Origin of the sequence: Paenibacillus sp. N3/727 (assembly GCF_022637315.1) — a bacterium.
Taxonomy (GTDB): Bacteria; Bacillota; Bacilli; order Paenibacillales; family Paenibacillaceae; genus Paenibacillus_AQ; species Paenibacillus_AQ uliginis.
In genome coordinates this window covers 4,680,630-4,703,599 of the sequence record NZ_CP093336.1, presented here as the reverse complement: position 1 = coordinate 4,703,599, position 22,970 = coordinate 4,680,630, and the positions used below count along the sequence as shown (strand labels likewise).

General features: G+C 44.9%; 21 protein-coding genes. 15 read left to right on the top strand and 6 right to left on the bottom strand.

Translation table 11 applies throughout. From position 1 onward, the window contains the following. Positions 1-203 precede the first annotated feature (203 nt). Positions 204-1,289, bottom strand: coding sequence for a nitric oxide synthase oxygenase (locus MNQ98_RS21900; protein ID WP_241930136.1), 1,086 nt, complete (start codon positions 1,287-1,289; stop codon positions 204-206). Positions 1,290-1,721: 432 nt separating this feature from the next. Between MNQ98_RS21900 and racE the strand changes: the two genes are divergently transcribed. The 6 genes from racE (at position 1,722) to MNQ98_RS21870 (ending at position 5,319) form a co-directional block, all read left to right on the top strand. Beyond that, positions 1,722-2,528 (top strand): glutamate racemase, encoded by an 807-nt coding sequence (gene racE, locus MNQ98_RS21895; RefSeq protein ID WP_277883683.1) that lies wholly within the window; start codon positions 1,722-1,724, stop codon positions 2,526-2,528. Between the two features lie 160 nt (positions 2,529-2,688). Continuing rightward, positions 2,689-3,891 carry a M14 family metallopeptidase gene (locus tag MNQ98_RS21890; protein ID WP_241930134.1) on the top strand — a complete coding sequence of 401 codons (1,203 nt, stop codon included), beginning with the start codon at positions 2,689-2,691 and terminating at the stop codon, positions 3,889-3,891. Positions 3,892-4,015: 124 nt separating this feature from the next. Next, positions 4,016-4,291, top strand: coding sequence for a hypothetical protein (locus MNQ98_RS21885; protein ID WP_241930133.1), 276 nt, complete (start codon positions 4,016-4,018; stop codon positions 4,289-4,291). Between the two features lie 80 nt (positions 4,292-4,371). Continuing rightward, the gene (locus tag MNQ98_RS21880; RefSeq protein WP_241930132.1) at positions 4,372-4,674 is read left to right on the top strand and encodes an iron-sulfur cluster assembly accessory protein; all 303 of its coding nucleotides are present in this window, start codon (positions 4,372-4,374) and stop codon (positions 4,672-4,674) included. A gap of 27 nt (positions 4,675-4,701) precedes the next feature. Continuing rightward, complete coding sequence (locus tag MNQ98_RS21875) at positions 4,702-4,923, top strand: YuzB family protein (RefSeq protein ID WP_208918453.1); 222 nt, start codon at positions 4,702-4,704, stop codon at positions 4,921-4,923. A gap of 129 nt (positions 4,924-5,052) precedes the next feature. Further along, on the top strand, positions 5,053-5,319 hold the full coding sequence (locus MNQ98_RS21870; protein ID WP_208918454.1) for a hypothetical protein: 267 nt from the start codon (positions 5,053-5,055) through the stop codon (positions 5,317-5,319). A 121-nt stretch (positions 5,320-5,440) separates the two neighbouring features. Here MNQ98_RS21870 and MNQ98_RS21865 read toward each other — a convergent pair whose 3' ends face one another. Together MNQ98_RS21865 and MNQ98_RS21860 are read right to left on the bottom strand one after the other, a co-directional pair. Further along, a complete protein-coding gene (locus MNQ98_RS21865; protein ID WP_481856783.1) occupies positions 5,441-7,423 on the bottom strand; it encodes an LTA synthase family protein in 1,983 nt (660 codons plus the stop codon). A gap of 105 nt (positions 7,424-7,528) precedes the next feature. Further along, positions 7,529-8,677 (bottom strand): THUMP domain-containing class I SAM-dependent RNA methyltransferase, encoded by a 1,149-nt coding sequence (locus tag MNQ98_RS21860; protein WP_241930130.1) that lies wholly within the window; start codon positions 8,675-8,677, stop codon positions 7,529-7,531. Positions 8,678-8,851: 174 nt separating this feature from the next. Between MNQ98_RS21860 and MNQ98_RS21855 the strand changes: the two genes are divergently transcribed. Continuing rightward, positions 8,852-9,478 carry an O-methyltransferase gene (locus MNQ98_RS21855; RefSeq protein WP_241934003.1) on the top strand — a complete coding sequence of 209 codons (627 nt, stop codon included), beginning with the start codon at positions 8,852-8,854 and terminating at the stop codon, positions 9,476-9,478. Positions 9,479-9,558: 80 nt separating this feature from the next. Here the strand turns inward: MNQ98_RS21855 and MNQ98_RS21850 are convergent, their stop codons facing one another. Together MNQ98_RS21850 and MNQ98_RS21845 are read right to left on the bottom strand one after the other, a co-directional pair. Further along, entirely contained in the window at positions 9,559-10,575 is a 1,017-nt protein-coding gene (locus MNQ98_RS21850; RefSeq protein ID WP_241930129.1) for an alpha/beta hydrolase, read from the bottom strand. Between the two features lie 141 nt (positions 10,576-10,716). After that, on the bottom strand, positions 10,717-11,916 hold the full coding sequence (locus MNQ98_RS21845; RefSeq protein ID WP_241930128.1) for an acyltransferase family protein: 1,200 nt from the start codon (positions 11,914-11,916) through the stop codon (positions 10,717-10,719). Between the two features lie 179 nt (positions 11,917-12,095). Here MNQ98_RS21845 and MNQ98_RS21840 point away from each other — a divergent pair, with 179 nt between their 5' ends. The 7 genes from MNQ98_RS21840 (at position 12,096) to MNQ98_RS21810 (ending at position 19,877) form a co-directional block, all read left to right on the top strand. Beyond that, positions 12,096-13,028, top strand: coding sequence for a helix-turn-helix domain-containing protein (locus MNQ98_RS21840; protein WP_241930127.1), 933 nt, complete (start codon positions 12,096-12,098; stop codon positions 13,026-13,028). 203 nt (positions 13,029-13,231) lie between these two features. Continuing rightward, positions 13,232-14,554: an ABC transporter substrate-binding protein gene (locus MNQ98_RS21835; protein ID WP_241930126.1), complete on the top strand. Its 1,323-nt coding sequence runs from the start codon at positions 13,232-13,234 to the stop codon at positions 14,552-14,554. 75 nt (positions 14,555-14,629) lie between these two features. Beyond that, a complete protein-coding gene (locus MNQ98_RS21830; protein ID WP_241930125.1) occupies positions 14,630-15,583 on the top strand; it encodes a carbohydrate ABC transporter permease in 954 nt (317 codons plus the stop codon). A gap of 1 nt (position 15,584) precedes the next feature. Then, positions 15,585-16,409: a carbohydrate ABC transporter permease gene (locus MNQ98_RS21825; RefSeq protein ID WP_241930124.1), complete on the top strand. Its 825-nt coding sequence runs from the start codon at positions 15,585-15,587 to the stop codon at positions 16,407-16,409. 16 nt (positions 16,410-16,425) lie between these two features. After that, on the top strand, positions 16,426-17,502 hold the full coding sequence (locus MNQ98_RS21820) for a Gfo/Idh/MocA family protein (protein WP_241930123.1): 1,077 nt from the start codon (positions 16,426-16,428) through the stop codon (positions 17,500-17,502). Next, positions 17,502-18,362: a Gfo/Idh/MocA family oxidoreductase gene (locus MNQ98_RS21815; protein ID WP_241930122.1), complete on the top strand. Its 861-nt coding sequence runs from the start codon at positions 17,502-17,504 to the stop codon at positions 18,360-18,362. Before MNQ98_RS21820 ends, MNQ98_RS21815 begins: the two co-directional genes overlap by 1 nt. A 30-nt stretch (positions 18,363-18,392) precedes the next feature. Next, positions 18,393-19,877: an N-acyl-D-glucosamine 2-epimerase gene (locus tag MNQ98_RS21810; protein WP_481856658.1), complete on the top strand. Its 1,485-nt coding sequence runs from the start codon at positions 18,393-18,395 to the stop codon at positions 19,875-19,877. A gap of 533 nt (positions 19,878-20,410) precedes the next feature. Here MNQ98_RS21810 and MNQ98_RS21805 read toward each other — a convergent pair. Then, on the bottom strand, positions 20,411-21,673 hold the full coding sequence (locus MNQ98_RS21805; protein ID WP_241930121.1) for an MFS transporter: 1,263 nt from the start codon (positions 21,671-21,673) through the stop codon (positions 20,411-20,413). A 183-nt stretch (positions 21,674-21,856) separates the two neighbouring features. Here MNQ98_RS21805 and hemE point away from each other — a divergent pair, with 183 nt between their 5' ends. Further along, positions 21,857-22,912 (top strand): uroporphyrinogen decarboxylase, encoded by a 1,056-nt coding sequence (hemE, locus tag MNQ98_RS21800; RefSeq protein ID WP_241930120.1) that lies wholly within the window; start codon positions 21,857-21,859, stop codon positions 22,910-22,912. Positions 22,913-22,970: the final 58 nt, after the last annotated feature.

The window sequence follows — 22,970 nt, the reverse complement described above, 5'->3', positions numbered from 1 at the left end:
GCGATTCCGGAAAAGCGGTAGCGGTCTCCTTTGTCCCCGAATTTCTTCCGCTAATAAATGACTCAGGAAATTCGGGGGCAAGAGAGATTGGAGGAATGATTCGTACGCGTAGCGTCTCATAACAGACTAAGGGGGTGTCCCAGGTCAACGGCCTTTTGGACACCCCCATTTGAAGGAAATATCGGAGGTTAATAAACCAGTCATTAAGGTTTTTTCGTATATTGAAAGGAAGGGCTTTGAATTTCATCTTTATATGATTTGTGAAAAATATGGGTAGTTGCCGGAGATACCGGGGGAATGAGCCATGTCCAGTCTCCCGTAACTTCACGCCCTGCTCTGTCCTCCCGTTCTTCAAAGGTACGGAACTGCGTCGCAGCCGTATGATGGTCAACGATACTGATGCCGGCCTTTTTGTAGGAATAGAGAACGGCATAATTCAGCTCGACCAACGCCCGGTCACGCCACAGTGTTGTTTCGCTGCTAACATTCAATCCCATAAGCCCGGCCAGAAGGGGCAACTTGTTATAGCGATCAGTATCCGCTAAGTTGCGCGCCCCGATCTCCGTTCCCATGTACCATCCGTTAAAAGGTGCTGAAGGGTATGTAATCCCGCCAACTTCCAAAGACATATCCGAAATGATGGGCACGGCATACCACCGCAATCCGAGAGAGGAGAAGGAAGGAATATCAGGATGCTCTAACTGAACTTCCAGGACGGCTTCCTCGGGAATGCGATACCATTTTGGTGTATCTTGCCCCTTCTGAATGACAAGGGGCAGGATGTCATATTCAGTTCCAGCACTGGACCAGCCGAGCTGCTGACATTGTTGTGTAAATGAAACGGAGGCCGGATCTCCGGTGATTCCTTCGGGTGTTTCGTAGCCCGCATAGCGGATAAGCTGATGGTTCCAGATCCGGATCGTGTCCTGTCCCGGAGTTGAAGGACCGAATACGGTAATTGTGGGTATGACCTTTCCACCGTTAGTGGCGCTGTTAATATGATGAAGAAGCTGGAATGCTGAATCCTCAGTTGCCCTGCAATTGCGGGCATCTATGACGCGGAGTTTGTCCCAGAACAATCTTCCGATACATCGATTGCTGTTCCGCCAAGCCATTTTCGCACCGTGTTCTAGTTCTTGAAAAGTATGTTCATATGTACCGGTTCGTTCGATTTCGTTCCGGATGTTGTCGATTCTTTCTTCCGCCTCTTCGGGTGTCCGGTTCAGCTCTTCGTAACAGCGAAAGATGAATTGTTCAGCGACTTCTTGTAATTCCAATCTGTCAAGCATATCGTAGTTCACCTGTCTTTCTCTTGTAGAGGTTGTTCAAAAAGTCCGCTTTTGATCACGAAGTGAATCAGGAAGTGGGCTCGGCATCGAATCTTGAATTCAGCCGGTCCTTCCGGTGCTCACGTACCCAACCGTACGCTCCGCTCCTCAGTCCCTAGCTTCATCCAACCTTCTCGGTGCTGAAAACCGACCTTTTTGAACACGCACTTGTAGGCTCTATAATCTTTATAGTATACGATAATTGGTGACTCTCGAGGCCGGGTGATCTTTTCCATTCTGTGGACAATCCCTTGAAAAACGCTATGTCCAGAACCTCTCAAAGTTGAAGAAGAGACAGAATTGGGTTAAGATCTAGGTACGTTTTATGTAGAAACGACATATGGTAACACAGCTAAACGATAAGAATAATGACAAGAAGGAAGCGGTGTGTTCGTGCAGCAAGCAATCGCAATACTAGACTCGGGTGTAGGTGGGCTGACTGTCGTTAAAGAAGTGATGAGACAGCTCCCAAGAGAGAAAATTATTTACTTCGGAGATACTGCCCGTGCACCCTACGGACCCCGTACCAAGGAACAAGTCCGTTTATTTACGGAACAAATCGTAGATTACTTACTTCAATATGATCCCAAAATGATTGTCATCGCGTGCAACACGGCAACTGCAGCGGCGCTTGATTATATCTCAGCAAAAGTGTCTGTTCCGGTGATTGGCGTTATCCATCCGGGAGCCCGCGCGGCGATCAGCGCAACGAAGACCGGGCATGTCGGTGTAATCGGAACAGTAGGGACGATAAATAGCGGTGCATATACGTCGGCACTTAAACAACTGTCGCCATACGTAGAGGTAGAAAGCCAGGCATGTCCAACATTAGTACCACTCGTTGAACAAGGCCTGTTTCGTTCGCCTGAATCGCTTAGGATCGTACAGGATTCTCTCTATGGCATAAAACAAACCACCATTGATTGCCTAATTCTTGGTTGTACCCATTATCCATTTCTGGTTGATACGATACAGCAGGTTATGGGGCCAAGAGTGAAACTCATTAGCTCAGCAGATGAAACAGCTCGGGAGATCAGCACGATTTTGTATGACAAGGGCCAGCTTTCGAGTGGTGAGGATACGCCGATTCATCAGTTTTTTTGCTCAGGTGACGCTGAGATGTTCCAAAGCATCGCAACAGAGTGGCTGGGAGAACAAATAAAGCGGACTCCTGTAGTATGGCAGATCACTAAGTTCTAATCCCATCTATTAATAATGCAAACGCAAACCGGATTCCTTTAGGAGTCCGGTTTTTCACATTAAAAGCACTAACGACGACATTTCGTACAACCTCTGCCACATACATATGCAGTAGATGGCAAAAAGGCGGCGGCTATGGCTGCCAGAAAGGAATAACGTCATGCGGCAGTATATCGTGCAAAAAGGGGATACACTTCTAAGGATTGCGGCGAAATATGGCTTAGCTAGGGAACAACTTATTACTGCTAATCCATGGGCTGGACAGCAGCCTTATCTGCTACCGGGTCAAATGATGTTTCTTCCGACGTCATTACGCCGAAGATACGTAATACAGGAAGGAGACAGTCCGGAAAGTATTGCCCGTACATTTCATTTCCAGCCAGAAACGCTGGAGGACATGAACCCCGGGATGTCGATTTATACTTTTCCCATCGGTAAAACGATCGTTCTTCCGCCCTCGGAGCCGAGACATAGGATCAGGTTGTCCGGTGAATATGGACCCCGGGATTTGGCGGTAGACTTGGATGTGCTGACGGTACAATATCCCAAGATCGAATGCAGCACAATTGGAGTTAGCGTTATGGGTAAACCGCTGCATGCGGTCAAAATAGGCGTCGGTAAAAGGCATCTTCATGTGAATGCGTCTTTACATGCGAATGAATGGATCACTACTCCATGTCTTCTTAGGTTTCTGGAAAATTACGCATCGGCTCTAACAGAAGGTTACCATTTTGATGGCTATGAGCCGGACAAATGGTATCAGAACTATACATTGTGGCTTGTTCCTATGGCTAACCCGGATGGCGTTGAGCTTGTCCAGGAGGGAGTTTTACCGGATCATAGGTATTACGATCAGTTATTGCACTGGAACGGTGGAAGGGACGATTTCCGGCGGTGGAAAGCAAACATTCATGGCGTGGACCTGGGTGACCAGTTTCCTGCTCACTGGGAGGAAGAGGTAGAGAGACGGGGCAAGACAGCTCCCTGCCCGCAGGATTATGCAGGAGCAGCCCCGCTGTGTGAGCCCGAAGCAGGGGCTTTAGCCCGGCACACGCTCCAAATTTCTCCTGTCCGTGCCGTATCACTCCACAGCCAAGGTCAAGAAATATACTGGAATTACCGGGGATATGAGCCGCAGGAAAGTGAGAGATGGGCAGTTACATTAGGTAAGGCTAGCAGCTACCGTCCGGTCAAGCTGCAGGGAAGCGATGCGGGATATAAAGACTGGTTTATACAGCATTTTCGTAGGCCGGGATTCACGGTTGAAATCGGACGGGGATTCAATCCGCTTCCAGTAGAGGACTTCGAGGACTTGTGTGTCGAGGTGAGTTCAATAATGACTGCTTTCATGTCGCTGGATTGAAATGGGAATGAAACTTTTTCAGTAAAAATGCGTAAGCTATACAAGGGGAGACAGCCGCCATGTTTGAGTATTTTGATGATCCGGTGGCTGTCTCTTCTTTGATAATTCAGATGGAGGAAGCGCCATGAAATGGAGAAAACTGCTATCGCTTCGGCGTTGGTCTCACGTCTTTAAGCGTATATTCAAATACTTGTCCTCACCACATGTTCCTATCGGAGACAAGCTGTTATTCTTTATACCGGCTGTGCTGTACTGGGTGCTGCCTGATATTATGCCGTTTATGCCAATCGATGACATCGGAGTGACCATGCTGCTCATGAACTGGTTCGTAGGTCGGATTGAGCGAAAGTATCCTGAACTGAATTCGGACAACCCCCAGCGTATCCCGCCAGTTCGTTAACGGAAACGTCGCTTGCGAAAACATTCTGTGGGGACTAAAATAAAATATTGAGTGATTGAAACTTGAGGAGATGAACATAAATGAACTGTAAAATTACCCGCAATGCGGCTAAAGTGATAAAGAGAGAATTGGACAAGGAAGAAAATCAAGGTAAAAAACTCCGTGTTGTCATTACACACGCCCACGGTGATCATGCTCATTACGGGCTTGACCTAGATACGCCGAAGGAAAACGACGAGGTAGTATCAACCGATAAAGAAATCGATGTGATTTTGGAGTCCGGGCAGGAACTCCTTGATGGCGTCAAGATCGATTATTTGTACCTCCCACAAGAAGGGTTCGTTATAACTAATCCGTCCAAGGGAAATCACGGCGACCACTAGGTCGTTTAGTAAAGAGGGTTACGAGACATGGCAAATGATATTCGCGTATGTGAAAAATGCAAGACTACTTCACTAAAGACTATAATTCCTAAGTTGAAAAAGCTGGCGCCCGATGCCGACATTAAAGTGGGTTGTAAATCGTACTGTGGGCCCTGCAAGAAACGTGCTTTTGTTTATGTGAACGGTCGTTACATCAGTGCTCCGACAGAGGATGAAGTGCTGGAGAAAGTAAAGCCCTTTATTAAGTAGTTTTCTTAATGGTCTGGCTATGAACGGTTGCTCTGGATTTATATTTCCCCTTTTAGTGAATAGTTCCTCTCGAACACATCCATGCTAAGGATGCAACAGGAACCTTGAAATGAGAAGGGAGCAACCGTCATGAACAGTCACGATTCCAGTCTTCAGTCGAACAATCCGGCCAACAGCGCCATGGACTCGGCAGAGAAATTGCATCGTTCAGTTTCTTCAGCTTTGTCTCATCCCACAGAGCAGCTAATTCAGCAAGCGAACAATTCCTTGGCTCATGCCGAACAGGCTGTCCGTCAAATCAGGGGAAACGCTAATAAGCAAGCTGTTGAATTGGCGGAGGAGATGCTCGGCGAAGAGAAGGAACGTCTGTCCAAGCTTCATTCAAATCAAAGGTAAGAGCACGATCCTGTGCTGCCCGTTAAGAGTCTGACTCTTAACGGGTTTTTTTTAGAGATAAGAAAGTATAAAAAAACACACGAACCATATACTGCTGAACGGTTCGTGCGCTAAAGGGAGTTTATTTTTTATCTCGAGCGGAAGCTTTATACTGCTTGAGCAGATCATATGTGATAACCTGATCGGATATTTTTAATAATTTGTTAGTTTCCTCATGCCCTTGGCGACAAGCATTGATATCGGTTGGTTGACGTGTCGACAAATTGTAGCAGGTGCCATTCTCAAAACTGCCTGTTTCCGCCGGAATGTAGAATACTTCATTGTCCGAGAATACACGGCTGCGGAGAGGAATTAGGCGTTTCTGCTCTCCCAGAAGGCTGTCTCCCATCAGGAAGTACGGCTTCGGAGAAATTCCGAGCAGATGATAAATCGTCGGTGCCGTGTTCATCATGCCTGCTGCTTCCGGATAAACACCGGCACTGCCCCCATCAGGTAGATGGATCAGAAGCGGTACTTGATTCATGATCTGCTCCATATCAAGATCGTTTAGTGGGCGGTCCATAAACTGTTCATACATGGCCTTATCCTTGATGGAATTATCATGATCCCCATAAATAATCAATATCGAAGAATCCCACAGTCCTTGGGTGTTCATCTGTTCCACGAACTTGCCCAGTGCTTGATCAACATAGTGCATGGACTGCAGATAATCCCCAAACATGGTCCCTTGAAACTCACCGGTATCAAGTTGTTGTCTCTCTTTCGGTAATGCATAGGGATGATGGCTGGTTAATGTAATTAAAAATGAGTAAAACGGCTCCGGTACGTCCTTCATCATGTTTAGCGACTGTTTGAAAAAGGATTCATCGCTGACCGACCAACCGATCATCTCATCCTGCTCGAAATCTTTTTTACTGTAATAGCGGTCATAATTCATTTCTTTATACACAGTATGCCGGTTCCAAAAGCTGCTGTCATAGGAATGATATACATTTGCTGCATAACCGTGTTCCTTGAGTATCGTTGGTATGGTGTCGTACTCATGGAGAGGGTAGCGTGTAAATACCGAACCCGCCGGAAGCGGAAGCAGGGAACTCTGTGTTACAAAGTCTGCGTCCGAAGTCCGTCCAAGAGCCGTTTGATGGTAAAAGTTGCTGTAATACATACTTTCATTTATAAGCTTATTGAAGTTCGGAGTGATTTCTTGTCCGTTAATGGTTTGATTTACTATAAAATTCATGAACGCTTCGACTTGGATCATGATTACATTGCTTCCCTGATATTTACTAAAAGTTGCGTTCGTTGTGCTCAGCTCATTTTGCTTCTTGTCAAACCATTTCCGATTCTGATCCACTTCCTCTTGATCTAAGACAGGCTGGAGACCTAAATGGTCTTTGGCATATCGGTAGATGTCGTAGCCATGAAATCCGATTAGTCCAGTGACATTATATAGGGTAACGTTCCACCAATTGCTCTCAAACAGACCGACAGCCCATGTTTTGGATATCTTTTTAATCGGTACAAAAGTGAGAACGAATCCAAGGAGAAGTGCTATTGTACCTGTAATGAATCTGCGAACCGCGACTTTGCGGCGAGAGGTAGTGCCAAAGATAGGCCCTTCCATATACCCCCGTACTCGGCGTTTACGAAAGACAAGGGACACCGTTAATGGAACCAGGACGATCCAGTCGATAAAAAAGAACAGATCCCGCCAATGTATCAGTGATCTAATGCTCTCTCCCAGCGATCCTACCTGACCGGCTTGCATAAGAATCGGGACGGTAATGAAATCTTCAAAATAACGGTAAAAGACGAGATCGGCATAAATGATTCCCGTGAGGATTAGGTTCAATAGCATTAATGCGCTGAGCCTGCCTCTCATTGGAAGCCAAAAGGTCCAGAATGATACTAGGATGAGTGAACCGATGGCAATGATATAATCGACCGGATTCATGTCGATATTCTTTACCTGCAGGTTGTAATGCATCAAGACAAGTTTGATAAGCATGATGATGATAAATAAAATGTAGGCCGCGTACCGGTTCTGCAGACTACGGCTCAGTCGGTCTTTAAAGCCTCCCGGCGACAATGTCAGCAAATGGATACCCTCCTTGAAGCGGCTGTAAAAGCCTTATTTTCATATCTAATGAATACTAAAGAACGAAAGCCGCCTATGCAGGCGGCTGTTGTAACAAGACGATGTTGTTAATTATTCAGCCGGGCGTGGACGAGGCGGAAGCGGGCCGAGATATTGCAGGTACTGACACTCAATCCGTCCGTTGAACAGCTTGCGCCGCTTGTCCGCTTTGCGGCCAAAGTAATGCTCGAATTGCTTTGTCGGACTCAAGGCAAAAAAGGACCATGTCGGAATCCGATTGGCCATTCCGCCAAGCTGCCGGACGAGACGTTCCACTTCTTCCTTCTCGCTCAGGCGTTCACCGTAAGGCGGATTGGTAATGAGACAGCCATAGTCGCCTTCTGGCAACGCTTTGGAAGCGGGAAGCACCCGGAAATCGATGACCCCAGCGAGCCCTGCGCTTTTAGCAGCAGCTTTGGCAACTTCAATAGCTTTTGGATCAATGTCGCTGCCAGCCAGTTCGAGCGGAATGTCGTCTGTGACAGCATCAAAGGCCTCATCCCGCGCATCCGCCCAACGATCGTTGCCAATGATGTCCCAATGCTCTGAAGGGAATGAACGACGCAGGCCTGGAGCGATATTCCATGCCATCATAGCCGCTTCGATCAGAATCGTACCTGAACCGCAGCATGGATCATAGAGCGGACGATGCGGGCCCCAACGGCTTAATTGGATCAGAGCGGAAGCCATCGTTTCCTTTAGCGGTGCTTCGGTAATGAGCTTGCGGTATCCCCGTTTGTGCAGCGCGGGGCCCGTTGTGTCGAGGGTCAAGATAGCGCGGTCCTTGAGCAAGGATACTTCGATGACATATCGCGCACCATTTTCAGGGAACCATTCTGTATGATGGGAAAGCTTAAGCTTTTCTACAATCGCTTTCTTAACGATACCCTGGCAGGCTGGAACGCTGCTCAGTTGTGACTTGTGTGAACGTCCTTCAACAGGAAATTCGCCATTCGCGGGAATCCAGTCTTCCCAAGGAAGAGCCTTGGTCCCTTCAAATAGTTCGTCAAAGGTGAGCGCGTTAAACTCTCCCATTTTGACAAGAATCCGGTCCGACGTACGAAGCCACAGGTTGCAGCGGCAGATGTCGATCAAATCCCCGGAAAATGTTACTCTTCCGTTCTCCACTTCGGTGTCAGTATATCCGAGTTCTTTCAATTCACGTGCAACTACAGCTTCAAGGCCCATGGGGGCGGTAGCGATTAGTTGTAATCGAGACATTAACAAAGTCAACTCCATTTACGGTGTGTACGGCGCGAAAAGCACCGCCGGTTCAATTTATATAGTATATGCGATTGTACAAGGCAAGACAATTATCATATGATAGGATTCGTCAGATTCACATTTTTAGCACGTTATCTTTGATATTATTTAAAGGAGGATATCTCTTTGCATATGACACCTGATGATTATGTTAGCCAATTATACCCCGAAGATGAAGAATTGCAGCTTGTAAAAGAAGTGATACGGGAGCAAGGTATGCCTGAAGTGTCCGTCGCGGCTGCATATGGCCGTCTACTTACTCTGCTGGTCCAGACATCTGGTGCGAAGGAAGTATTGGAAATAGGCGCTCTGGGTGGCTACAGCGGCATCTGCCTCTGCCGCGGTTTAGGTGAAGGCGGAAGACTGACTTCGCTGGAGTTGAAAGAAGAGTATGCTTCACTCGCCGGGTCTCATCTGGAGAAGGCAGGATTCAGGGACAAGACGGAATACCGAATCGGGCCGGCAGCCGATAGCCTGGAGCAGCTCAAATTTGAAGGACGCCGCTTCGATTTCTTCTTTATCGATGCAGATAAAGAGAATTATCCGCTTTATCTCGACTATGCGATCGAGCTTGCCAATCCCGGTGCCATTATTGCAGGGGATAACTGTTTTCTGAGAGGGCGGACGCTGGACAGTGACAAAAACGGACCATCCGTGCAAGCTGTTCGAAGCTTCAATGAGACGATAGCCAGTGATGAACGGCTGGTCAGCACGCTTTTGCCTGCTTACGACGGATTGATTCTTGCCCGAGTGAAATAGGTGGATATTTACGTGATCTGCAGAAAATCCCTACTAACCTTTATGGGTCGGTAGGGATTTTCATCGATTTTCATCAATCATTATCTACTATGTTTCTTTAAGAACTCAAGTGTCTTACCGAATGTTTGTTCGGCATGTGGAATGCTAAAATCAAATTGGTACTCATGCTTTAAGTCCGTATTTGTACCATCGAATAGAACACTTTCCACTTCCACGTTATTCTTGTCGAGAACATCTATAAGTTCTGCTGATTGTGGTGCCAGTGGATCGGCATCTCCAACTGTTAAAAAGGTAGGTGGGTAATCAGGTGTAATATTTTTAACTGTAGACATCTCATCCAGTCTAGAGAAGGATTTGAAATCTTTTTTACCTGTATATGCCCAAAAAACCGACTGAATTCCCTTCTTTATTATTGGGGATGATTGAGTACCCATATTATCCATATTATAAATTCCACAGTATAAAAGAGCTCCTTTTAACTGTTCTTTATTTACAGAAGATTGAATATCCATTGAACTTCCTAGTGCTTCATTAGTTATAACTGCAATGATTTGACTAGCGATTTGAGCACCTGCTGAATCGCCTCCAATAAATAATTGATTCATATCACCGCCGTATTTCGCAATATTTTCCTGTAAATATTTGAGAGCCTCATTAGCCTGTATGATTGGACCTGGATATTTTTTCCCTGGAGCAATGGCATAGTTTATATTTGCTACAATATATCCCTCATTGGCTAATGCCATTCCATATTCTTGAGTTTGTTCCTTACTACCTGAAACAAATGCACCTCCATGTATCCACATGATAACTGGAAGCTGTTCCTTAATATTTTGTGGATAATAGATATCTAAAAGACTATTCTCAATTCCATGTATATCATAATTAATATCTTTATCGACATGGACTTGTTTTTTTATAGTTTCAATGTCTTTAGGGGATGCAAAAGAATCGGATTCGAAAAGTTGCTTGATCATAAAGGTATTAAGTGCAGGTGTAAACTTACCAACAATAATAATAATTAATATAGGAATCACTATGATAGTAATCGGAATCATCCATCGTTTTTTCTGGTAAAACTTTTTATTTGTTTTCATTGATAATACCTCATTTTAATTATTTTTCCATGTCTATCGATAGATGTAAAAGTATATCATGGTTCACAGTATCAATAAATGGATGAAATTATAAATGTATTCGCGATACTTCCCCAAAACGAATCACACTTTTAAATTTCTTCAATCAGCCTCAATTGACTTTTCTACCTGTACAGGACGCTTCATTCCCTTATTTTTCTCACCGTTGAACATCCGCTCATTCCATCGTGCCAGCAAGAAAAGAGTCTTAGCATCAACGAATCTATAGAATACATGCGCAATTGCGAAAATTACCAATAGAGTGATAACGGCTGTAAGCAATACATTGATCCCGTAAGGAAGGAAAGTACTGAATTGCAAAAAGATAAAGCTTCCGAATGAACAAATGATAGTAAAGTGCACGAGATACACCGAGAAAGACACTTTGCCGAGATAAGCGAAAAGCTTGAGGTTAAACAGAGACTGCATGCGGCTCGAATTCAACAAAGCCGTAATTATCAAGAATGATCCTATGACATGATAGAACACGAAGAAAGAGAAGTTAGCCGATTCCCAGACGAGAACGGAGTATAATGTCCCCTGAGGATTGATATAAGGATAGGAACCTGCATAAATACCAGTGAATAACATGAGGAAGTTAACCCAGGGACGGTTGATATACGCTAGCCAATCCCTATTGCTGTTCTTTAAATCACTCAGAAGCATGCCGAGTACAAAGCCCAGGTAGTATGAATCGATAAAAAAATAGATAAGGATTGCGTATCCCGCAAAGCGTATGCTGCGTCTGCCTAAAATCAACAAAAACGCAAAGATTAAAAAGGATCCAAATAGTTCATAAGTCATGGTCCAGAGTACAGGATTGTACTGTGAGCCGTATGTGAAAAAGGTATAGAATAAGCCTTCCTTTAACATGGTCAGCAGGCCGGTGTTGGCAACAAACGGATCCGGCATGGAAGATAGTGTGATTCCGCGAATGTTATCAAAAGCCCCGAGACCAAATATCACGATCAAATAAGCAAGGATTACGGAGAGGAAGGCAGGTGCGGCCAAGCGAAAGTATCTGCGGGTCGCAGAAGAATAAATAATGTGCCTATCTTTCATTTGGAAAAATTTACAGCTAAGCACATATCCGCTTAAAACAAAAAATAGACAAACTGAAAAATTACCATTAAACACAAGATTGAGGGGTGTGCGGGCGGCAATGTTCTCAAATGCGAAATGTTCAATCTCCCTTCTGCCTTCAAAGACAGACGGCGCAAACACTTGAAAAAAATGAGATATGACAACGATACAGGCAGCCAAACCTCTCAAGCCATCCAAATATACGATTTTACTTTTCATGTCAAACGACCCACTCCTGACGTTAATTGGGATTTTGATTAATACCGATTTAAATAGAAAGATGATTCAACAAATGTTTCGTGCAGAAAAGAAAAATTTATGGATAATGTTTATATGCACTCACAGCTTTTGCCGATTGTTATGTAAGCGCTTACTTTGTCGAAAAGGGAGGAAATTTAGTGGGTATTCATTGGGAGAAAGTAAATGTTGAAGAATTAACGAGCTCGGGTGTGGTCTATTTTAACTCAAAGATGGAAATGTTGGAAGATTTACCTTGCAAAATGTATAAATTGACTTCTCAGAACAGCTTATGGACGCATTGTCATGATTATTTTCAAATCTGGTATTTGGCTAAAGGATCATTTGTGCATACGGTAAACAGTCAGGTTTACGAAATATCGAAAGGAGATATTTTTGTTATCCCACCGTTCACATTACACAGTGTTGAAATCTTTCCAGATCAGGAAATTGAAATTTACGGGTGTGAATTCATGCCTTCTTTTGTAAATGAAAGATTGGTGGATATGCCTACGGATCCTGCTTTCTTTGATGTAGTTTTCCTTGAATATTTTTTGCGAAAGGAAAGTAATGCGCAGTCAAAAATTACGTTAGATAGCGTAACCGAGGTTACGGTTAGAAATGTGATGAATGAAATGCTTACGGAATACGAGAGACGATTTCCGTTTTTTCAAATTGCGCTTAAAGCCAATCTGCTTCTGTTACTCTCCATTTTGGTGCGGCAAGTAAATGGTGAGCTTGTTAGGGCAGGCTTCGAAAAATCAGAAAAGTACAGAGGAATCATGACGAGAGTTGTTGATTATATCCATAACCACTATCACGAAGATTTGAAACTGAATTCGTTATGCTCTTTATCCAATTTATCAAGGTCTACTTTTTGCATCCTGTTCAAGGAATGGACAGGGAGGACATTTAACCGGTACGTGACGGATCTTCGTATCCTTCAGGCCATGATGATATTAAAGCAGCCCGAATTATCTGTAACAGATGTTTGCTTTTCTACCGGATTCAATGAGCTGTCTTATTTTTGCAGAATATTCAAGAAGTATACGGGAATATCACCGACAGATTTTCGAAAGCAAGCGATCAAGTAGGCTGATAAGAACATACGATAATCCTATTTTTGAACACGATAGTGAAATGAAATGGAATTTTTAAGTGCTAATATTATGAATAATTATTGCAACTCACAAAAAATAGCCGGTTGTTGAATCATCTAACGCTCGGGGGAGGGGAGATTTAACACAGCAAAGTAGCTAGTACAAATAGTAAATCATCGTTTAGAGGGGGAAGAGGAATGAAAAGAAAATCGTTGATCTGGAGTCTTGTTCTTTTGTTTACGATCATATCAGGATGCTCAGGCGGGTGGACTCAAAAAAAAGGCGGTGATACGGGTGTTACGGGTGAAAAGGCCGCGACATCGGGCAACGATTCTCCCAAGGAAGCGGTAGAGCTCAGCTTCTGGTACGGATGGACAGGGCCAGAAGCCGAGGCATTGGAAAAATTGATTACCAAATGGAATGCAGCCAATCCAGACATCAAGGTTAAGGGATTGTCCCAAAGTGATTATCAGAAGCAGCTTACTGCGATCACTGGAGGAAACCCGCCGGATATCGCCTCTCAGTTTGGGCAAGATGTTGTTCCTTGGGGACTGCGCGGTGCGATGATGCCACTGGATGATTATATAGCCAAGGATGGCGTGGACCTTAAAGACTTTGTACCTGCGGCATTGAGTACTTCACAGCATGAAGGCAAGACGTACGCTATTCCGACTGCGATGCACGTAACGATGTTGTTTTATAACAAAGATATTTTGAAAGAGGCAGGTTATGACGGTCCTCCGGAAACGATTAGCGAATTGAAAGAATACATCAAAAAATTGAGCATCGTCGAGGGTGAAGGGCGTCTTCAGAGATTGGGATTATGGCCGGGAATGGACACATACACCTTCTCTTACGCTTTTAATGGATCGTTCTATGATGAAACGGCCAAGCAGGTGACACCTGACCACGAAGGCGTAAAGTCTGCCATTAAACTCTCAAAGGAAATATGGGATCAATATGGTTCTGAGAACCTTGACAGGTTCTCATCCGGACTTGGACAATATATGTCTGCCCAGAATCCGTTCTTCTCAGGCAAGTATGCGATGACGATTGACGGAGAATGGCTGCCAACCTTCATTAAACAGTTTGCCCCTAATCTGAATTATGGCATTGCGCCAATTCCTTACGATGAAAACAATCCTGATCTTAAAAACTCGGGGAACGTGACAACAAGCGTATTCTATATTCCGAAAGGCGTTAAAAATCCGGATGCTTCTTGGAAGTTTCTAAAATGGATTACAGAGGCGGAACAAATGGCGGAATTCACAGCTGCGATCGGTAACCTTCCGACCCGGACATCTGCATTTTCCAACCCATCCTATGCTGATGTGCCTGGATTCAAGGAGTTCTTAGATTACTCTGAAAGCAAGAACCTGAAGTCCTTTCCGGCTACCTCCTTCTCGAACGAGTATATGACGGAATTCACCGCACAATATGACGCGATTTTAAGAGGGAAGGCTAGTATCGAGGAAGGGTTAAACAAAGTGAAGGAAAAGATTCAGCCGTTGGTAAAATGATGTTTGTAAACTCGGCTCTGTCCAATATTGGGCGGGGCCGAGACCACTACAATGAACGGAAGGAGAATCGCGAAGATGAGAGTCTCCACACCAGTTAATCAACAAAGAACGAAATCGGGTTGGTCGAGGAAGGAACGTCATTATTTTTTCCTCGGCTTGGCATTCGCTTCTCCATGGATTATCGGCTTTCTGGCTTTTACCGTTTATCCTTTCTTCGGATCACTCTACTTGAGTATGACGGAATACGATTTATTCAGTTCTCCTAAGTGGGTAGGGTTTCAAAATTACGAGGGAATATTAGCGGATGACCGCTTCTACAAATCGCTTGGCAATACATTTTTTATGGCGTTTATATCCGTGCCTATCACACTGTCGATTTCTCTTCTGATCGCTGTACTACTTAACTTCAAAGTAAAAGGGATTAACTATTACCGGACAATTTTCTATCTTCCGTCGGTTATTCCGATTGTTGCAAGCGCTTTATTGTGGACATGGATGCTGAACCCGGACTTCGGCTTGATCAACATGGTATTGCGCACACTTGGTCTCCCTGATCCGGCGTGGTTGCTTGATCCGCATTATACAAAACCTTCACTCATCTTAATGAGTTTATGGGGCTCCGGCGCAGGTGCTTTAATTTTTTTGGCTGCATTGCAAGGTGTTCCAAAGCAATATTATGAAGCGGCCCAAGTTGACGGAGCGAATTGGTGGTACAGGTTCTGGAAAATTACAATACCGGCATTGTCGCCGATCATTCTTTTTCAACTTATCATGGGGCTTATCGGAGCATTTCAAATCTTTACGGAATCGTATATTTTGGCTGGCGGAAAGGTCGGTGGAGGTAATTCATTGGGAGGACCGGAACAATCACTACTGTTCTATGCAGTCAATCTATATCAGGAGGCATTTGTCTTTCTGAAGATGGGTTACGCTTCGGCACTTGCCTGGATTTTGTTTATTATCGTATTGCTGATTACATTCATTTTATTAAAAACTTCAGGCCGCTGGGTCTACTACGGAGGTGAGTAACATGGCTATCAGGTTGCGAGTTATTTTACCGCATTGTGTGCTTATTCTATTCTCCGTCATCTTTCTGTTTCCATTCGTGTGGTTGGTTATGACCTCGCTTAAGACGCCGGAAGAGATACTTAAGTTTCCACCGAGTATTTTGCCGGAGACATTTCAGTGGTCCAATTATAAAGCAGCCTTTGAGGCAATTCCTTTCACACGATATATGATGAACACATTTCTGATCTGCATCATTAATATTATCGGTCAGTTGTTTGCAGCACCGCTAGTGGCTTATTCGATATCCAGAATACCATGGAAAGGTCGGAAAATTATATTTACCATCGTTGTAGCAACCATGATTTTGCCAGCTCAAGTGCAAATGATTCCGCAATACATCATCTTTACGAAACTGGGTTGGGTCAACACGATTATGCCGCTTACCATCGGAGCCTTTTTTGGAGCACCGTTCTTCATCTTCCTGCTTCGTCAATTTTTGCTGGGAGTACCGATGGAACTGTCAGAGGCTGCAAAGATTGACGGGGCTTCTGAGATTCGGATTTATCTGAAAATAATTTTGCCGATTCTGAAACCGGCACTGGCAACCGTTGTACTGTTTTCTTTCGTATGGTCTTACGTGGATTTCATGGGACCGCTTATTTATTTGAACGATTCTGTGAAATGGACGATAACTGTCGGTCTGCAAAGTTTCCAGCAGGATCACGGGGCTCAGTGGGAGAAACTTATGGCTGCGTCTACAATCATGGCGATACCTATGATCCTAATCTATTTCTTCGGACAAAAATATTTCATGAAATCCGGATCAGCGTTAACCGGATTCAAATAATTGGAGGGACACATTGATGAGTAAGACGATAATAGCGATCATAGGATGCGGCACCATTGCTAACAATGCTCATATTCCAGCCTATCTTGCCAATCTAGATGCTGAGATCAAGTATTTTTGCGATATACGTAAGGATCGGGCAGAGAAGGCGGTAGATCAATATGGCTGTGGTGTAGCAATTGAAGATTACCGCTTGATTTTGGATGACCTTGATGTTGATGCAGTTTCCATATGTACCCCGAACAATTGCCATGCTTCGATCGCTATCGATTGTTTGCGGGCAGGGAAGCATGTACTGTGTGAAAAGCCGGCTGCCAGAACGTATGAGGAAGCTCTTGAGATGCAGAAAGTCCAACACGCAACCGGGAAAATTTTGAATATTGGCGTCGTAAACCGTTTTAATACTGGCGTTAATATCATTAAAAAGATGATCGAAAATGGGGAACTGGGAGAGTTGTATCATGTATATGTAAGCTTTCGCGCCCATCGCTCTATTCCGGGGCTAGGTGGGGACTTTACTACGAAAGCAGTCGCGGGAGGAGGAGCACTCATTGACTGGGGGGTTCACTTCCTTGATCTCGTGATGTATTGCGCAGGTGATCCGGATCCCACAACAGTTTCAGGACAGACCTACTCCAAATTGGGTAAGGATATAGAAAATTACACATATCTCAACATGTGGGCGGGGCCACCGGATTATACAGGTACTTATGATGTTGATGATTACGTAACCGCATTGATTCGAACTGCTGGGCCTTCTATAACGGTAAACGGGGCTTGGGCACAAAATATTGGAGTTGAAGAAATGTACATCGACTTCCTGGGTGATAAAGCGGGAATCCGGCTACAATATGGGGCTGAATTTACTATTTATAGCGCAAAACATGGCGCATTGCTGGATAGTACGCCTAAATTTACACAGACTAATCACTTTCAGAACGAGATTGACGGATTCCTCGCCTGTATAAAGTCGGGGGAGAAGTTACCGTCGCATATCGATACCGTTATTTTAACATCGAAGATTATCCAGGCAATTTATCGTTCCTCCGAGCAAGGTGAAGAAGTCTCGTTCATAAAGCAAGGAGTGATGTAATGAAAAAGATTGGATTTATCGATTATTATTTGGACGAATGGCATGCGAATAAGTATCCGGAATTGATCCAGGGCGAATCTGGTGGGGAAATGCAGGTCGCATACGCTTACGGCGTGAAGGATGCAGAGAATGGGTTAAGTAATGCAGAGTGGTGCAGAAGGAATAACGTCAAGTTGATGAATACCATTGAAGAAGTTGTGAACGAGAGTGATTATTTGATCGTACTGTCTCCTGATCACCCGGAGCAGCATGAAGCACTCGCTCAGCTGCCGCTGCAATCGGGAAAACCGACTTACATGGATAAGACTTTTGCCCCCGACCGGAAGGCGGCGATCCGCTTGTTTGAGCTTGCAGCACAGCACTGTACACCGCTGTATTCATCATCAGCCTTACGGTTCGCAGCGGAGTATGTCAATGTTGAGCGGAGCGGTATGAAAGTCATTTCCAGTTGGGGACCTGGAGCCTTTGAGAACTACTCCATACATCAAATTGAACCCATCGTTTCTATGCTGGGGCCAGATGCGAAACGAGTCATGTATATCGGAACAGACACGACTCCGGCATTGCTCATCGAATTCACCGATGGCAGACAGGCGATCATTCATCATCTTGGTGAAGATTGTCCTTTCACCATGGCGGTAAATTATCAATCTGGCAGCTGTAAAATATTGAAACCGGAATCGGATTTTTTCAAATTGTTTATTCAAGATCTAGTAGCCTTTTTTAATACCGGGCACATCAATGTGCCTAGTACCCAAACGATATCCATTATTACGATTATAGAGTACGGCTTGAAAGCGGCTGCCTGTCCTTATCAATGGATAGAACTACCCCAGGGACTTGTGAAGGTTTTCAATTAAACCATGCTGATATGAAAAGGGGGATTACTAGTGTACAACAACTCTCGTAAGTTCCGCTTCACTCGCGAGTTAGGAATATGCTTGCTAGTCATTTGCTTCCTTTTTACGTTGCTTCCTATAAGGGATGCACACGCCGATAATTCAATTCAAGGCAAACATAAGGCAGCAGAGCTGTATGGTCCTACGATTCAGTTCGATCCCAGTTTCTCATATTATCAAAATCGCTCAGCAGAAAGTATAGCCGATGAGTTTTTACAAAATGGGTTCACTACCGTGCGGTATTTTGTCGTGAATGAGAACAACGTTAACCGTGAACTTGTAGAGACGCTTAAAAGTCGGGGATTATCCGTCTGGGCACTTGTCTTAGGTAACGGCTCATACTCCGTTGAAGGCTTCCCTTCGGATTGGCCGACCTGGCAGATGGAGTTGTTGACTCCCGTCAATGACGGTTACTACCGCTTCTCACCTCACAGTGCGAGCTATGTGGAATGGAAGAAAAATAAGCTTGCTGATCTCGTAAGAAATATTCCTTTTGATGGTATTGAAGTTGCGGAGCCTTATTTCCCGGAATGGGATGGTATCAATCGAGGGGTTTACGGTGACGTCGGACCGCTAGCTAGAGCGGCATTTCAACAGCAGTATGGTCTTTCCTCCATTCCGAATTTTACAGATTCAAGTCATCCTGATTATTATTTGACGAACAGAGAGCTTTATGGGAAATGGATTGAGTTTAGAGTAGATACGGTGAATGGTTTTCTTAATGAACTGATTAACGGCAAGGGTGGTGTCCGGGACACCAGGAAGGATATACGCGTTGCTACTTGGTCGCTTGCTATAGATGCAGGAGACGACTCCGTTGATAAGTTGCGGGAAATTCAAGGTCTCGATGCAGCAGAAATGATCTCAACTGTCCGTCCTGATGTTCACTTCTTGCAGACCCATTGGCCGGACTGGATGAAATCACAAGAAGCGTTGCCGCCGACGTATATTAACCAATATCAAAATTTTGTTGATCAAATTCGTGCCGTTCATCCGGATATCCCGCTCGGCGTTCAAGCCGACATTGGCTCAGGGCTCTGGATGGTTAAAGATCGTGAGTGGTATAATTCGTTAGGTCAAGTGGCGTTGAACATGGGTTTTCAAACTTGGACTGCGTATGAATATCATCTTGGAAAATATATGTATGAAGAAGCACCTAAGCCGGTCGCGATCGCTCGTCCGCATCACGATCACGTGATCATTTCCTTTCAGAAAAGGATTGACGAGTCTTCTGCTAAGCTTCCCGGCAGTTTAATCATCATGACGGAGGCAGGCGAGATTCCAATCGCACCCGAACACATAACCGTTGACGGTAATATGCTAATTATCCAATCCAATCAGCTGCCGAAAAAGGAGTTTCGCTTACGAATTCAACATATAACCGATACACCATCCTATTGGCTGTATAACAAAAATCAGCCTGCTAATGTCATTGCCGACGGCACGGTTGTTCAGGTGAATAAGAAGAAAAAGTAAAGCTTTTTCGTAAGATTGTTGCTAAGTGGATGATGGCTTTGATTCTGACGATGTTCTCTGTACAGATTCAGCCACCAACTCACATTATTACCAATTTTATGATAATATTATTGTATTCACAACCTATATGAACCGCCAAGCGATACCCTTCTTCGCTTTGTAGCAGCTACCGGGCTCGCTGTTTCTAGCGTTGGTCCATAGTATATTGAATGTACAAAGAAATCGCTCCTTTGAGATGGTTGATGGTACTTCCATTTTACCAGAGGGCGGTTTCTTTTTGTGTTTTAATTGAACGTTTGCATCTGCACGAAACAGTGGAGAGGACGAAACGATTCCGGACAAGCGAGAGCGGTCGCCTTTGCCCCCGAATTTCTTCCTTAGCTAGAAGGATTCCAAGAAATTTGGGGGCAACAGCGATGGGAGGAACGATTCGTACACGGAGCGTCTTTCACGCAAAAAAAAGGAGCTGTCCCGCGAGATCTAAAGATCTTTTGGGACAGCTCCTTTGTATTCTGGGTTTTTAGCATTAGGGATCACCTGAAATGGGGCGCCGGTTTGTTAGCGTACAGCTTCAGTCTGACCCAGAGCATATTAATGATGAGCAGACTTCCCGATATGAGGAACAGTCCTTCAATACCGATAAACCCGGATAAAAACCCACCGATGATGGCTCCGAGCATGTTGCCGAGGGCGAGTGCACTGGTGTTGAAGCCAAATGCCCGGCTCTCCATGCCGTCCGGAGTGTACGATCGGATGAGCGCATTCACGCTCGGAAGCAGACCACCCATAAACACACCCATCATAAAACGCACGATAATCAGCTGCCATACGGATTGTACGAACGCTTGCGGTATCAGTGTAAGCCCGGTTCCGATCAAGGCGTAGGTCAAGATTCGGTTAGCTCCGACCTTGTCACTTAATCTGCCGAGTATCGGGGAGGCGATCATATTGGATAATCCGGTCACCGCAATGACGAAACCGGCCCACAGCGCAATGTCTACGGATGAGCCATGCAGCTTCTGTACATATAGCGGCAGCAAGGACATCGGGCTAATCATCGCGAACTGTAGCAGAAATGTAACGGCAAACAGTGCAGGTAACTGCGGTGTATGGCTGAGCTCTTTCAAACCGGCAATAACCGAGACCTGCGGAGTCGCCAGCGCCTCTTCACGGTTAAAGTTCTCCTTAACGAGAAACAATGCGAGCATGGAGGCTGCGAAGATGAGAACGCCTGTAATGTAAAATATCGGACGAAATCCAATCCAATTCGCCATTAATCCACCGATTAACGGGCCGAGAATTGTACCAGCCACCTGACCGGATTGCATAATGCCCATCGCAAAGCCCATTCGGTTCTTCGGTGTGGTGCCGGATACGAGAGAAATTGCTGCCGGATTGAATCCGGAGATGGTACCGTTTAGCAGGCGCAGCACGAGGAGATGCCATGGGTGAGTTGCAAACCCCATACACGCAATGACGAGTGCCATACCAAAGCCTGAACGGAGCAGCATTAGTTTACGGCCATACTTATCCGCAACTTTTCCCCAGATAGGCTGGAATATAAATGAGGTCAAGAAGTTGGCAGCAAATATTAGACCAGCCCATACTCCAATTTCACGCTCCCCAACGACATTCAAGTCTTGTGCTAGATATAACGTCAGGAATGGAGTGATCATAGTCATTCCCGCATTGACGAGAAACTGTCCGAACCAAAGCACAATGAGGTTCACTTTCCAAGTTTTCAATGTGCTCTTCACTTCCTTTCTAAGCTGTCCAATCCGGAATAACCGGGTCATTTAACTCTCAGAAAAAATGCCATCTTATTAGTATAACATATTTTGTATTTTCCTGATGGCAACAATGTCATAGTATTGTCATCTGATGTTCATATGAGATTCGGAGTGATGGTTGTTACTTACTTTTAAAAAGGGCATAATGTAATTTAGGAAACTTTTTATTACATTAATGGGGGCCTAATCATGACTTACAATGATCAGTTTATTCGAGCCTGCCGGAAGCAGGAAGTAGATCATATTCCCGTATGGTATATGCGGCAGGCAGGCCGCTACGATCCGGAATATCGCAAGATTAAGGAAAAGTATTCACTCCTCGAAATTTGCAAGCAGCCTGAGCTGGCCGCAGAGGTGACGCTAATGCCGGTTCGTAAGCTCGGTGTGGATGCTGCTATTCTTTATTCGGATATTATGAACCCAGTGGCATCGATCGGTGTGGACTTTGATATTGTGAAAGATATCGGGCCCGTCATCGATAATCCGATCCGGAGTGCCGCTGATGTGGAAAAGCTTAAGCCAATTGATGTAGAGGGTGATCTTGGCCATGTGCTGGAAACGATTCGCATCCTTGATAAAGAGCTGAAAGTTCCGCTGATTACATTCGCCGGTGCCCCATTTACCATTGCCAGCTATCTAATTGAAGGTCGTCCATCCAAAAATTACATACGCACCAAAGAGATGATGTACAGTGAGCCGAAGGTATGGTTTTCTCTGATGGACAAGTTAGGTGATATGGTCATTGCTTACTTGCGGGCTCATGTTGCTAACGGAGGCAAGGCGTTTCAGCTGTTCGACAGCTGGGTAGGCGCTCTATCTCCACGTGACTTCCAGACGTACGTACTTCCAACCGTTACCCGTATTTTTGCCGAACTTGAAGATTTGAATGTACCGAAAATATATTTCCCTGGTGTCAGCTCGGGAGAACTGCTTCCAACCTTATCCGGACTAAAAGCGGAAGTCATTGGTCTGGATTGGAGAGTATCGATTACTGAAGGACGGAAGCGCTTAAATGGACAATTCGCGGTGCAGGGAAATTTGGATCCAACCGTATTGACCGCTCCTATGGAAGTCATCAAACAGTATGCTAAGGATATTGTCGATCAGGGCATCCTTGAACCGGGATATATCTTCAATCTGGGTCACGGGCTGTTCCCTGAGGCATCTCTGGAAAAGCTTCGCGAATTGACAGCATATATCCACGAATATTCTGCAGAAGCAATTAAAGTAGGCGCCCGTCAATAGTCCATAATACGGGTAAATGAATAGATAGAATACTCTAAATAGCCCAGAGGTGAATTGG

Bases quoted from the DNA above. Each gene is read 5' to 3' on its own strand.
- MNQ98_RS21900 (WP_241930136.1), bottom strand. From the start codon at position 1,289: ATGCTTGACAGATTGGAATTACAAGAAGTCGCTGAACAATTCATCTTT.
- MNQ98_RS21890 (WP_241930134.1), top strand. From the start codon at position 2,689: ATGCGGCAGTATATCGTGCAAAAAGGGGATACACTTCTAAGGATTGCG.
- MNQ98_RS21885 (WP_241930133.1), top strand. From the start codon at position 4,016: ATGAAATGGAGAAAACTGCTATCGCTTCGGCGTTGGTCTCACGTCTTT.
- MNQ98_RS21880 (WP_241930132.1), top strand. From the start codon at position 4,372: ATGAACTGTAAAATTACCCGCAATGCGGCTAAAGTGATAAAGAGAGAA.
- MNQ98_RS21875 (WP_208918453.1), top strand. From the start codon at position 4,702: ATGGCAAATGATATTCGCGTATGTGAAAAATGCAAGACTACTTCACTA.
- MNQ98_RS21870 (WP_208918454.1), top strand. From the start codon at position 5,053: ATGAACAGTCACGATTCCAGTCTTCAGTCGAACAATCCGGCCAACAGC.
- MNQ98_RS21860 (WP_241930130.1), bottom strand. From the start codon at position 8,677: ATGTCTCGATTACAACTAATCGCTACCGCCCCCATGGGCCTTGAAGCT.
- MNQ98_RS21855 (WP_241934003.1), top strand. From the start codon at position 8,852: ATGACACCTGATGATTATGTTAGCCAATTATACCCCGAAGATGAAGAA.
- MNQ98_RS21850 (WP_241930129.1), bottom strand. From the start codon at position 10,575: ATGAAAACAAATAAAAAGTTTTACCAGAAAAAACGATGGATGATTCCG.
- MNQ98_RS21845 (WP_241930128.1), bottom strand. From the start codon at position 11,916: ATGAAAAGTAAAATCGTATATTTGGATGGCTTGAGAGGTTTGGCTGCC.
- MNQ98_RS21835 (WP_241930126.1), top strand. From the start codon at position 13,232: ATGAAAAGAAAATCGTTGATCTGGAGTCTTGTTCTTTTGTTTACGATC.
- MNQ98_RS21830 (WP_241930125.1), top strand. From the start codon at position 14,630: ATGAGAGTCTCCACACCAGTTAATCAACAAAGAACGAAATCGGGTTGG.
- MNQ98_RS21825 (WP_241930124.1), top strand. From the start codon at position 15,585: ATGGCTATCAGGTTGCGAGTTATTTTACCGCATTGTGTGCTTATTCTA.
- MNQ98_RS21820 (WP_241930123.1), top strand. From the start codon at position 16,426: ATGAGTAAGACGATAATAGCGATCATAGGATGCGGCACCATTGCTAAC.
- MNQ98_RS21815 (WP_241930122.1), top strand. From the start codon at position 17,502: ATGAAAAAGATTGGATTTATCGATTATTATTTGGACGAATGGCATGCG.
- MNQ98_RS21805 (WP_241930121.1), bottom strand. From the start codon at position 21,673: ATGACCCGGTTATTCCGGATTGGACAGCTTAGAAAGGAAGTGAAGAGC.
- hemE (WP_241930120.1), top strand. From the start codon at position 21,857: ATGACTTACAATGATCAGTTTATTCGAGCCTGCCGGAAGCAGGAAGTA.